The sequence below is a fragment of the Haloterrigena sp. H1 genome (assembly GCF_005938085.1).
In the GTDB taxonomy this organism is placed as follows: Archaea; Halobacteriota; Halobacteria; order Halobacteriales; family Natrialbaceae; genus Natrinema.
The window spans coordinates 429652-441924 of the sequence record NZ_SMZK01000001.1; the positions used below are offsets into that span (position 1 = coordinate 429652).

Sequence of the window (12273 nt, forward strand, 5' to 3'; positions counted from 1 at the left end):
AACAGAGAGACTGTGACCGACGAAACGGTAATCGACTCGCTTCAGTTCGAAGCGGAGGAGGTGACGTATATCGAGGCTGGCACGGATTATCGGCGGGGGACTCGATTGTACGATGCTGGAGTCGTCGGACGGCTACATCTGTGCCTAAACGGACGCGAACTGGGATACGGGAACAAACTCCCCGCAACGTTCGAGATGTCAAAGACCGCCACGGCGATGCAACAGATGGTTGACAGCACAGTCACAGAGAACCGCGTTCGGACGACTCCGTTCTACTGTTCCTGTGGGGATAGCGGCTGTACGTACATCCAGTGGGAAATCGAGCGTGTTGACTCGGAACGACTACTGACGATGGAAACGCTCGACGGAGATCCGATAGGAGACCATCGATATCGAATCCGACTGGCGACGCTCTCCGAAGCTATTGCAGCGTTACTTGAAACCGTCATAGCGGCGCTCAGGGCGTCAGATGCAGACGAAACGGTTGCTGGGTCACTTCGAGAACTCGAGCACCGGAAAGATCGCCTGCTTCGCTGGAGCGACGAATAAGCGATCTGAAACCAGCGCTAATGCTGCTCCTTGGTTTATCTCGCTACTCGAGCCAGTAGTGTCGCTACTCGCTGCTTTTCATCGCTCGGTAGGTGGGACTGCACGTCGTGTGACGGGGTATCGAAACGGGAGCGGCCGGTCGGACGATCGAAACCGGCGGGTTTTACGCCCGGCAGCGCAACGTGACGACCATGAGCAACGACGAGTTTCCGACGGACGAACCCGCCGTCGTGACCTGCGGGTTGCCCTACGCCAACGGCGACCTGCACATCGGTCACCTGCGGGGGTACATCGGGGCGGACGCGTTCAACCGCGCACTGCAGACGCTTGGCCAGGACTCGATCTACGTCTGCGGATCGGACATGCACGGCACGCCGGTCGCCGTCAACGCCGAACAGGAGGGCGTCGAGCCCGAAGACTTCGCACTCGAGTGGCACCACCAGTACGAGGAGACGTTCCCGCAGTTCAACGTCGACTTCGACAACTACGGCCACACCCACGACGCGACCAACGTCGAGACGACCCAGGAGATCGTCCGCACGCTGGACAAGGAAGGCTACGTCTACGAGAAGGAGATTCAGGTCGCCTACGATCCCGACGCCGACCAGTACCTACCCGACCGCTACGTCGAGGGGACCTGTCCCTACTGTGGCGCAAAAGCCCGCGGCGACGAGTGTGACGAGGGCTGCCAGCGCCACTTAGAACCGGGCGAGGTCGAAGACCCGACGAGTACGATCACGGGCAACCCTGCGGAGTATCGCGAGCGAACCCACAAGTTCTTCGAGGTATCGGAGTTCGCCGACTTCCTCACCGACTTCTTGGACGACCTCGAGGGAACCTCGAACGCACGCAACCAGCCCCGTCAGTGGATCGAAGACGGTCTGCAAGACTGGTGTATCACCCGCGACATGGACTGGGGGATTGACTACCCCGGCGAGGACGGTGACGATCTGGTCCTCTACGTCTGGGTCGACGCGCCGATCGAGTACATCTCGAGTACGAAACAGTACGCCGAGCGCACCGACGATTTCGACTGGGAGCAGGTCTGGAAAGGTGACGGCGAGATCATGCACGTCATCGGCCGGGACATCATCCAGCACCACACGATCTTCTGGCCGGCGATGCTCGAGGGCGCGGGCTACAACAAACCGCGCGGGATCGCCGCGACCGGATTCATCACGATCAACGGCAAGGGCCTCTCGACCAGCCGTAATCGGGCGATCTGGGCGAAGGAGTACCTCGATGAAGGGTTCCATCCCGACCTGCTGCGCTACTACCTGACGACCACCGGTGGGCTCCAGCAGGACGTCGACTTCTCGTGGGAGGCCTTCCAGGAGACGGTCAACGGCGAACTCGTCGGCACCGTGGGCAACTTCTGGTACCGCTCGCTGCTGTTTGCCTACCGCAACTACGAGGGCACCCCCGACGCGGACGTCTCCGCGGAGGTCGAAGAGCGCATCGAGGAGGCGATCGCCGACGTTCGCGAGCACGTCAATGACTACTCCATGCGCGGGGTCGGCCAAGCCGCGACCCAGCTCGCCCAGTTCGGCAACGAGTACATCCAGCGCAACGAGCCCTGGAAGCTCACCGACGACGAGCCCGAGAAGGCCGCACAGGTCATCCGCGACTGCGTCCAGATCGCAAAGGCCGTCGCCGTCGTCCTCGAGCCGATCACGCCGGACAAGTCACAGGCCCTGTGGACACAGATCGGTGAGGATGGCGATATCGCCGATGCCCACCTTGACGAGGCACTCGCGGCCCCACCGGCAACCTTCGAGGAACCCGGTGAACTCTTCGGGAAGATCGAAGACGAGCGCGTCGAGGAACTCACCGAAAAGCTCGAGGAACGCGTCGAAGCCGCCGCTGCCGACGAGGACGAAACCGAAAGCGACGACACCGACGGGGACGAATCCGACGCTATGACAGCCACGGACGACCTCGAGCCGCTGCTCGAGGACCGGATCGGATTCGAGGACTTTCAGGAACTGGACATCCGCGTCGGCCGAATCGAGGAGGCCGAGGGCATCGAGGGAGCCGACGACCTCGCGCGACTCGAGGTCGACATCGGTTTCGAGACCCGACAGGTCGTCGCGGGGATCAAGCAACTGCACGACCTCGAGGAACTGCCGGGGACGCGGTGCGTGCTGCTCGCGAACATGGAACCCGCGGAACTGTTCGGCGTCGAATCTAATGGCATGATTCTTGCGGCAGGCGACGAGGCGGACCTGCTGACGACTCACGGCGACGCCGCGCTCGGCGAGAAGATCCAGTAACGACTGGCTATTCGTCAATTTTCACGGTGGTATAACTCGAACCCGAGGTTTTCTGGACCATCGGTTCGACCAACGTTTGCGCCAACGGACAGATATATGCGGGATGTTGTCATGGGTCAGTTGTGCACCGAGGATTCGTTTCCCACCTCGCAGGGCGGCCGGTCCTGCGACGGGCGCTGATCCCGATCGGCTGTTTCGCCACGGTCGTCGTCGCCGGCATCGTCGGCTTCTCGGCTCTCGGCGGTGTCGGTCCCCTCGAAGCGACGTTCTGGCTGGTCGATCTGACGAGTATCGACCTGCACTTCCAGGAGCACGCCGGTCCCGAGCGAGCGACGAAAGCCTACGCCATCGCGGTGACGGCCGGCCTCGTCCTCTCGGGGCTGTGGATCGGCGAAACGGTCGTCACCGAGATGTTCGGGGGGCGGATTCCAACGGAGGTATCACGAGCAACCATGCAACGACGAATCGACGACAGCGACGAGCACGTTATCGTTTGTGGATACGGCATGTTCGGACGAACGATCGCCGACCGGCTCGCCGAGGCGGGCCGAACGGTCGTCGTCATCGAGAGCGACGAGGACACCGCGGAACGCGTCCGAACGGACGGTCATCTCCTCGTCGAGGGCGACGCCAGACAGGAACAGACGCTGCGAGCGGCGGGCGTCGAGCGGGCGACGAAACTCGTCGCCGCGATCGACGACTCGAACGTCAACATCCAGATCGCGGTCGTCAGCGGGACGGCGACCGATGCACCCGAAGTCCTCGTTCGCGTCGGCGAGGAGATGTACGAGTCGGTCGCGAAGGAAGCCGGTGCCGACGAAGTCATCATCCCCGAAGTCGTCAGCGGCGAGCGCGTGACCCGGCTGCTCGAGCGACCGGCGGATTGAATCACACTTCGTCGACGACCTGGGAGAAGTCTTCGGTCGGGACGACCTCCATCGTCTCGCCCTCGAGACCGTGGCGGTGGAGCGTCAACGCCGATTTGAACGCTGCCTCGTCGTCGTCGGTCTCGAAGACGACGAGGAAGTCGAACCCGCCGAGGGCCGCATAGGAGTCGTGAAGTTTCGCGCCGTGCGCTTCGAACTCCGTTCTGATCTCGCCCCAGATCGAGGCGAGTTCCTGTGCGTTCTGGACGTCGCGGTCGTCGAGATTGACGAGCGTCGCGTAGGTTGGCATGTCGGGTCGGAGGGGCGATCCGCAAAAAACGGTTGGCGTGGCAGACGACGGGGCGCCGGTCGACGGGGCGAAGACAGCTACTCGAACGCGAGTAAGTGACCATCTTTTAGAGGGTGCTGGCGGTAGCTCTCGATATGAGAAACGCGAAGATCGTCTGTACGCTAGGGCCAGCGTCGAACGACCGGGAGACGATCCGGGAACTCGCCGCGGCCGGAATGTCCGTCGCACGTCTGAACGCGAGCCACGGGACTCGCGAGGATCGCGCAGCACTGATCGATCACGTCCGCGCCGTCGACGAGGAGCGAGCCGAACCCGTCGCGGTCATGCTCGACACGAAGGGCCCGGAGATCCGGACCGCACCGCTGCCCGAGGGCGAGACGGTGACGCTCGAGACTGACTCCGAAATCCGGTTCGTCGACGGCGACGAGGCAACCCCGGAGACGGTCGGGCTCTCGCTGCCGATCGACGCCGTCGAGCCAGGCGACCGCGTCCTGCTCGATGATGGCTTGATCGAGACGACCGTCCTCGAGACCGACGCCGACGGGGTTCACGCTCACGTCGACACCGGCGGCGAACTGGGCGGCCGCAAGGGGGTCAACGTCCCCGGCGTCGAACTCGACCTAGATGTCGTCACGGAGTCGGATCGGGCAGACCTCGAGCTCGCAGCCGAGAAGGGCGTCGACTTCGTCGCGGCGAGTTTCGTCCGGGACGCCGAGGACGTCTACGAGGTCGGTGAGGTGCTCGAGGATCTGGGGGCGGACATCCCGATCATCGCGAAGATCGAACGCGCCGGCGCGGTCGAGAACATGGACGAAATCATCGACGCCGCCTACGGCGTGATGGTCGCACGCGGCGACCTCGGCGTCGAGTGCCCGATGGAGGACGTCCCGATGATCCAGAAACGGATCATCCGTACCTGCCGCGAGGCGGGACGCCCGGTTATTACGGCAACAGAGATGCTCGACTCGATGGTCACGGCTCGCCGACCGACGCGCGCGGAAGCCTCGGACGTCGCCAACGCCGTCCTCGACGGCACCGACGGGGTCATGCTCTCGGCCGAGACCGCCGTCGGCGACCACCCCGTGGCCGTCGTCGGCGTGATGGACAGCATCGTCCGCCAGGTGGAAGAATCCAACGAGTACGCCGAGTTACTCGAGCAGCGGGTTCCTGCCTCCGGCGAGGCGCGGACCGACGCCCTCGCGCGCTCGGCGCGCTTTCTGGCGCGGGACATCGACGCGGACGCCGTTGTGGCCGCGACCGAGTCCGGCTACACAGCGCTGAAGACGGCCAAGTACCGCCCCGGCGTCCCGGTCGTCGCCTCGACGCCAAGCCAGGCGGTGCGCCGCCAGCTCGCGCTGAGCTGGGGCGTGACGCCGCTGTACGCCGATGTCTCGGGGCAGGGGGCCGACGCCGTCGTCGAAAACGCCGTCCAAGCCGCCCTTGACGCCGGCGTTGCCGAAAGCGGTGATACCGTCGTCGTCCTCTGTGGGATGATGACCGAACTCGAGGGGGCGAACACGACGAACATGCTGAAAGTCCACGTCGCAGCCGACACGCTGACGACCGGCCAGGTCGTCGTCGAGGGGCGGGCGACCGGCCCGGTCGTCCACCTGTCGGACGGCGATCTCTCGGCGGTGCCCGACGGGGCTATCGTCGCACTGCCTGTTGACTTCGACGAGGAGTTTTCGGGCGAGACGAGCCGCCTTGGTGGCATCGTCAACGCCGAGCGGGGCATGACCGGCTATCCGGCGCTGGTTGCACGCGAACTGGGGATTCCGATGCTCAGCGATGCCGACGTCTCGGCACTGACGGACGGCGAACCGGTCACTCTCGACGCCGAACACGGCGTCGTCTACGGCGGCGACATCGGGGACCGACACGAGCGAGCCTGATACTGTTGGCCACTACCGGTCCTCCCTGCGTTCACGTCGTCGGCAGGCCGGACCGCGGGTTTTTGACGCCCGGGCCAGTATAGCCGCGTATGGCAAACGAGCCGTCCGGACCCGGCGACGACGCCGACGATCGATGGAGCGAGTCGTCGACGGCGAACCCGGACAGCGGACCGGCAGGCGACTCGAGCCCGCCCGATCGCGTCGAGCGAGCCGACGAGGACGATCGGATCCCGCTCGATCTCTCCGGTGCAGGCGACGAGGACGATGACACGACCGCGACCGTGACCGAGTCGGACGGGTATACACCCGAAGCCAGCTCGACGCCGATCGAACCCGGCGACCCGGACCTCGAGAACGCGTTGTTCGTCCTGCTAGGTGTGATCGCGATGGTGCTCGTCATCGCTCGACTCCTCATGCTCCCGCTTGGGTGAACTGTCGTCGGCTCGTCCCGAGATCGGACTGTCCCATTCATGGGCCTGTCCGCCGTTCGACCGATTATCTCACTTCTTCCGTGCGGTAAACATTTAATCGGCACAAGGCCTAACCCCCGCATATGGTCGAATCCCTCGTGGGGAACATCCCGCTGTTGTTACTCGTTGCGGGGCTCGTGTTGATGGTCCTCGAGGCCATGTCGCCCGGTGCCCACCTCATCGTCATCGGGATCGCGCTGGTCGGTGCTGGCCTCGTGGGCATGGTCTTCCCGCCCGCAGCGAGCCCGTTCATTTTGGCCGCGCTGACGCTCGTCATCGGGCTCGCAGCGGCCTACGTCTACCGGGAGTTCGACTTCTACGGCGGGAAAGGGACGGCCCGGACGACGGACTCGGACTCGCTCGCCGGCCGAACGGGCTACGTCACCGAGACCGTCACGAGCCGCGACGGCGAGGTCAAACTCGAGGGTGGCGGATTCGCGCCCTACTACAGCGCGCGGACGACCGACGGGACGATCGAAGAAGGCAAAGAGGTCATCGTCCTCGACCCCGGTGGCGGGAACGTGCTGACGGTCGAATCGCTCGATGCACTCGGCGAAGACGAGATCGATCGAGCGCTCGCACGCATGGACGAGTCGTCCGAGTCCGATTCCACCGACCGATCCGATGTCGAGCGAACTGACAGCGTCGACGGCGAGTGGGAGACCGAAACCGAGACGGAACGATCGGACCACTGAGTGAGAGACACATACATATGTTGACGAAACAAGGGAACGCTTTTCTCCCCACCGTCGTAACTCCGAAATATGGAGATCCCATTGGTTCCACTACAAACCGCCGGCACTGCTCTGTTGCTCGTCGGTGCCCTCGTCCTCGTTCTCGTCGTAGCCGCGTTGCTGAGCGCGATCGAGATCGTCGACGCCTACGAGAAACGCGCCCTCACGGTCTTCGGTGAGTACCGCAAGCTCTTAGAACCGGGGATCAACTTCGTCCCGCCGTTCGTCTCGAATACCTACCGGTTCGACATGCGGACACAGACGCTTGACGTCCCCCGGCAGGAAGCGATCACGCGAGACAACTCGCCGGTGACCGCCGACGCCGTCGTCTACATCAAGGTGATGGACGCCAAGAAGGCATTCCTCCAGGTCGACGACTACAAGCGCGCCGTTTCCAATCTCGCCCAGACGACCCTGCGCGCCGTGCTGGGTGACATGGAACTCGACGACACGCTGAACAAACGCCAAGAGATCAACGCCCGCATCCGCGAGGAACTCGACGAACCCACCGACGAGTGGGGGATCCGTGTCGAATCGGTCGAGGTCCGCGAGGTCAACCCTTCGAAAGACGTCCAGCGCGCGATGGAACAACAGACCTCCGCCGAGCGGAAACGCCGTGCCATGATTCTCGAGGCCCAGGGTGAACGCCGCAGCGCCGTCGAGAAAGCGGAGGGTGACAAACAGAGCGAGATCATCCGCGCCCAGGGTGAGAAACAGAGTCAGATCCTGGAAGCACAGGGTGACTCGATCTCGACCGTGCTGCGTGCACGCTCCGCGGAGTCGATGGGCGAACGCGCGATCATCGACAAGGGGATGGAAACGCTCGGCGACATCGGCCAGGGCGAGTCGACGACGTTCGTCATGCCTCAGGAACTCACGTCGCTGGTCGGCCGCTACGGCAAGCACCTCTCGGGCAGCGATGTCGAAGCCGACGGCGCGGAACTCGAGAGCCGCGAGTTCGACGAGGAGACCCGCGAACTGATCGGCCTCGACGACATCGCCGAGATCATCGGCGAGATCGACCAGGAGGCGGACATGGACGTCGAGGCGATGGAACAGGAAGCCCAGGCGATCAAAGAAGGGAAAGACCCTGCGGAGATCTCCGATCCGGACGAGGTCATCGAGGAAATGGATCAGGACTTCCAGGGACAGACCGACGGCGGCACTGACGTGCCGAACGACGACACGGAGGATACTGCGACGAACAACTGACGACGGTCTCGGTCGGTCAGCGCCACCTCTTTTGATACTGTCGGACAACAGTCCGCGAACACTCGATCGTGTCTTGAGCCTGTCGTCGCTGGCGACAGCGTCTCGAGTGCGATCGATGTGTGGTCCGTTTTGTCCGACAGTATGGAGTCGCTTTTCGCTGGAACCCCATCGCCTTCGAGCTCACGGCACTATCGGACGCCGCTGGCCCGCAGTCAACCTCGTTTTGTATCACGTGTTCGAACGGTATTTGAGAGCTAATTAGTAGCTTTCAGTGAACAAAGCGGAGCGAAACCGGTTTTACTGGGCGCGCCGTGCTGAACGATAGATAGTAATGACAGCACCCGATGGGGTCGACGACGAGAAACGAGCGACCCTCCGCCGGTTTGCCGCTCTCGGTGCCGCCTCCCCGCTGGTTGGCCGATCGAGCTCGGCGGCGGCCGAAACGGGTGAAAGCGACGCGCGCGACGCGATCGTGGGCTATCTCTCCACGACGCCCGGTGCGCACTTCTCGAAGATCCGCGACGACCTCCAGCTCGGCACCGGCGAAACCCAACATCACCTTCGTCGGCTCGAGGACGTGGGTGCGATCGAGCGCTATCGCGACGGCGACTACAAACGCTTCGTCACAGCCGGTCGGTTCGACGACTTTGAGAAACGAGCGCTCGGCTACCTGCGCCGGGAGACTCCGCGTGGGATGCTGATCGAACTCCTGGCGAATCCTGACGCCACTGCTGGCGACCTCGCCGAGGCGCTCGACGTCTCGGCCCCGACAGTGAGCAAGTACGCCGGCCAGCTCGAGGAGGCCGGCCTCCTCTCCCGGGACGATGGCTATGCGGTCGAGCGCCCGGAGACGGTGTTGTTGCTGGTCGTCGGTCACGCCGACTCCTTCGGCGAGCGGGCACGAAACTTCGCCCGGAACGCCGATCAGTTACTTGACTACCGCGGCTAAGATGCTGTTAGCAGCCGGTAAGATCTGCTTACAGTACTGGCTCGTCGATGACTGACAGCACCTCGGGTAGTGACTCGAGTTCGTAGGTCGCGTTCGGCGGGCACTCTCGCTCGCGGTTGTGCGACCGACGGAGGAACGCGGTCTCGAGGCCCGCCGCCTGTCCCGCGACGATGTCTTTCGGGGAGTCACCGACGTAGAGTCCGTCCGAGACGCCAAGGTCGGCCAGCGCCTCCTCGATGTAGTATGGATCGGGCTTGCGGCGTTCGTAGCCCGCGAGCGTTGGATCGCGTCCGCGAACGATATCGAAATCGATCCCGACGAACTCCGCGACGAACTCGGCGGTCTCGTGGCGATTGTTGGTGACGAGACCGGTCGTGGTTCGGTCGGTTAGTTTACGGATCGCGTCGACGTCCTCGTAGATGCCGCGCTCACCCGATCGAAGGCGATCGTGTGTGCCACTCGAGGCGTGTGCTTCTTTCAGTTTCCAGAACCGCGCTGGATCAATCCCGAGCTCCTCGCAGTGGGTCCGAATCCGTTCGTACGCGTGGGTTCTGAAGTCGCGGCGCTGGGCCGGCGTCGGTTCGGCTCCCAGCTCGGCGAGGGCCGCGTCGGCCGCGTCGGCGTATACCTCCGGGTCCGTGTGTGGGTCCTCGAGGAGAACCCCATCCATGTCGAACAGTACCGTCGTCATCCGTTCGGATGGAAGGGGTGCAGCGAAAAGAGGGTTCGGCGTCGCTTGACGTCTGCGACCGAACCGATCGGTAAAAACGAGCTGAAATGGCACCGGATGCCGGGGCGGCGTTAAACGTCGACTTTCCAGGTGGTACTCGAGGAGTATCCCCACTTCTCGATGTCGACGTCGTAGTCGCCCTCCTGCAGGGCGGTGATGTTCGAGCCGACCTCTTTCGCCGTCATCCCGAGTTCCTTGCCGATGAGGCGGGATTTGAAGTACGTCTTCGTCGCCGCGTTGTTCCGGAGGTACTCCAGAATCCGCTGTTGTTTGCTCGTGAGGTCGGGGGCCATTGCAGTGCTCATACATCTGTGGATGACTGGATCGACCTTAGGGGGTTTGGTACGCACAGTTAACTGGCCGCTGTCATGCGGTTTTACCGGTGAGTAAGAGATGAATAATCGACCGGAAAGCTGCCGTTGGTACAGCCGGTTAAAACATTCTATTCGCTTACATTCATCCGATCGTGGTGGTTCTCGGTCATGGGTTGGTTCGGGATTTCGACCGGCGAACGCTGTCAGTCGTCGCTGTCGTAATACTCTGTAAAGAAGGCACCAGCCGAGCATGCAACCGCCTCGCCGAGCGCACGGGTTCGGTCGGTCAGTCCAGCCGTCAGCGCACCTGCTGCTCCCTCGGACTCGGCGACGCCCTCGGTTCCGAGCAGATCGTCCATCACCGGTCCCAGTTCCGCACCGGCTTCAAGCCGCTCGGTGACGCTATCGGGGAGCCGAAGTGTCGGGCCGCTCCCTCGTTCCGTTCGATCGCCGTCCGTCACGGCTCCCCACATGATCAGCGAGAGTCCCGGCACGCCCTCGAGCCGGGCGACACCTCCCTCGAGGCCGATGCCGTAATCGGTGTCGGTCGTCGCGAGCGCTCGCCGGGCGCGGGTCTCGGCACCGGTGACGGTTTCCTCGATCGACCACGGCTGTTCGCTCACGCCGGAATCGACGTCGACGGCGATGACGGTCGGCTCGTATCGCTCGAGGGTTCGCTCGACTGCATCGATCTTGACCGGGTTCGTGCTCCCGACTGCAAGCTTCATAGCGGCCGTTCGAACGGCGGGCAGTTGGTGGCTCCGGTTCGAGTCGATACTTTGCTTTAATGTTTCTATTTATCATGCTCTTTTGCCCGAATTACCCGTTTTCGAGGGGTATCTGGCTGAGATTTCGAAACCCTTATCCCTCGAGTGTCTGAACGTGGGAGGTAACGGATCCGTCCGGGCTTTTGCGATCGGTTCGGCCGGCCAGCAATCGCCATCGTATGACTAACGCACCATCGAACACGAGAGTACGACGTAGCGAACCCCAAACGAACGAACAGGAGACCGAAAGCGAAGATCAGGATCTGGTCTGCCCCGAATGTGCTGGCCAGCTCGTCGTCGACGACGAACACGGTGAGACGGTCTGTGAGGACTGTGGCCTGGTCGTCGAGGAGGACTCGGTCGACCGCGGTCCCGAGTGGCGTGCGTTCGACGCCGCCGAGAAAAACGAGAAGTCCCGCGTGGGCGCGCCCACGACCAACACGATGCACGACAAGGGGCTCTCGACGAACATCGACTGGCGCAACAAAGACGCCTACGGCAACTCACTGGGATCCCGGCAACGGGAGAAGATGCAGCGCCTGCGCAAATGGAACGAGCGGTTCCGCACCCGCGACTCCAAGGAGCGCAACCTGAAACAGGCACTCGGCGAGATCGACCGGATGGCCTCCGCGCTTGGCCTCCCGACGAACGTCCGCGAGACGGCCAGCGTTATCTACCGGCGCGCACTCGACGAAGACCTGCTGCCGGGGCGCTCCATCGAGGGCGTCTCGACGGCCTGTGTCTACGCTGCCGCCCGCCAGGCCGGCGTCCCACGCTCGCTCGACGAGATCGCCGACGTCTCCCGCGTCGAGAAAAACGAGATCGCGCGCACCTACCGCTATGTGGTCCGCGAACTCGGTCTCGAGGTCCAGCCGGCCGACCCCGAAAGCTACGTTCCCCGCTTTGCCTCGGGGCTCGAGCTCTCGGACGAAGCCGAACACCGCGCGCGCTCGCTGCTCCAGAACGCCAAGGAGAAGGGCGTCCACTCCGGCAAGTCGCCGGTCGGCCTCGCGGCCGCCGCGGTCTATGCCGCCGCACTGTTGACCAACGAAAAGACGACGCAGGCTGCCGTCTCCGACGTCGCCGACATCTCCGAAGTCACCATCCGCAACCGGTACCACGAGCTCCTCGAAGCCGAGGAGACCATCGGAATGGCGTAATCGCGGCTGTCGAACTACACGTCGCCGGAACGATACCGTTTTTATCG

General features: G+C 63.5%; 13 protein-coding genes. 9 read left to right on the forward strand and 4 right to left on the reverse strand.

The window, feature by feature from the left end:
* Positions 1 to 12: 12 nt before the first annotated feature.
* The 3 genes from E2L06_RS02190 (at position 13) to E2L06_RS02200 (ending at position 3709) form a co-directional block, all read left to right on the forward strand.
* The gene (locus E2L06_RS02190) at positions 13 to 549 is read left to right on the forward strand and encodes a hypothetical protein (RefSeq protein WP_138778182.1); all 537 of its coding nucleotides are present in this window, start codon (positions 13 to 15) and stop codon (positions 547 to 549) included.
* 191 nt (positions 550 to 740) lie between these two features.
* The gene (gene metG / locus E2L06_RS02195; protein ID WP_138778184.1) at positions 741 to 2822 is read left to right on the forward strand and encodes a methionine--tRNA ligase; all 2082 of its coding nucleotides are present in this window, start codon (positions 741 to 743) and stop codon (positions 2820 to 2822) included.
* 122 nt (positions 2823 to 2944) lie between these two features.
* Complete coding sequence (locus tag E2L06_RS02200) at positions 2945 to 3709, forward strand: TrkA family potassium uptake protein (RefSeq protein WP_138778186.1); 765 nt, start codon at positions 2945 to 2947, stop codon at positions 3707 to 3709.
* 1 nt (position 3710) lies between these two features.
* On the opposite strand, the gene E2L06_RS02205 is transcribed toward E2L06_RS02200, so the two are convergent.
* Positions 3711 to 3998, reverse strand: a complete 288-nt coding sequence (locus E2L06_RS02205; protein WP_138778188.1) for a GYD domain-containing protein — start codon at positions 3996 to 3998, stop codon at positions 3711 to 3713.
* A 134-nt stretch (positions 3999 to 4132) separates the two neighbouring features.
* Between E2L06_RS02205 and pyk the strand changes: the two genes are divergently transcribed.
* From pyk to E2L06_RS02230, 5 genes are all read left to right on the forward strand, one after another.
* A complete protein-coding gene (pyk, locus tag E2L06_RS02210; protein WP_138778190.1) occupies positions 4133 to 5890 on the forward strand; it encodes a pyruvate kinase in 1758 nt (585 codons plus the stop codon).
* An 89-nt stretch (positions 5891 to 5979) separates the two neighbouring features.
* On the forward strand, positions 5980 to 6321 hold the full coding sequence (locus E2L06_RS02215) for a hypothetical protein (RefSeq protein ID WP_138778192.1): 342 nt from the start codon (positions 5980 to 5982) through the stop codon (positions 6319 to 6321).
* Positions 6322 to 6443: 122 nt separating this feature from the next.
* Positions 6444 to 7055, forward strand: a complete 612-nt coding sequence (locus E2L06_RS02220; RefSeq protein ID WP_138778194.1) for an NfeD family protein — start codon at positions 6444 to 6446, stop codon at positions 7053 to 7055.
* A 69-nt stretch (positions 7056 to 7124) separates the two neighbouring features.
* Positions 7125 to 8306 carry an SPFH domain-containing protein gene (locus E2L06_RS02225; protein WP_138778196.1) on the forward strand — a complete coding sequence of 394 codons (1182 nt, stop codon included), beginning with the start codon at positions 7125 to 7127 and terminating at the stop codon, positions 8304 to 8306.
* Positions 8307 to 8637: 331 nt separating this feature from the next.
* Positions 8638 to 9255, forward strand: coding sequence for a MarR family transcriptional regulator (locus tag E2L06_RS02230; RefSeq protein WP_138778198.1), 618 nt, complete (start codon positions 8638 to 8640; stop codon positions 9253 to 9255).
* Positions 9256 to 9283: 28 nt separating this feature from the next.
* Here the strand turns inward: E2L06_RS02230 and E2L06_RS02235 are convergent, their stop codons facing one another.
* From E2L06_RS02235 to E2L06_RS02245, 3 genes are all read right to left on the reverse strand, one after another.
* Positions 9284 to 9946, reverse strand: a complete 663-nt coding sequence (locus E2L06_RS02235; protein ID WP_138778200.1) for an HAD family hydrolase — start codon at positions 9944 to 9946, stop codon at positions 9284 to 9286.
* 110 nt (positions 9947 to 10056) lie between these two features.
* Positions 10057 to 10278, reverse strand: coding sequence for a hypothetical protein (locus E2L06_RS02240; protein ID WP_138782478.1), 222 nt, complete (start codon positions 10276 to 10278; stop codon positions 10057 to 10059).
* Between the two features lie 224 nt (positions 10279 to 10502).
* Positions 10503 to 11027 carry a DUF84 family protein gene (locus tag E2L06_RS02245; protein WP_138778202.1) on the reverse strand — a complete coding sequence of 175 codons (525 nt, stop codon included), beginning with the start codon at positions 11025 to 11027 and terminating at the stop codon, positions 10503 to 10505.
* Between the two features lie 218 nt (positions 11028 to 11245).
* On the opposite strand from E2L06_RS02245, the gene E2L06_RS02250 reads away from it, so the two are divergent.
* Complete coding sequence (locus E2L06_RS02250) at positions 11246 to 12226, forward strand: transcription initiation factor IIB family protein (RefSeq protein WP_138778204.1); 981 nt, start codon at positions 11246 to 11248, stop codon at positions 12224 to 12226.
* Positions 12227 to 12273 lie beyond the last annotated feature (47 nt).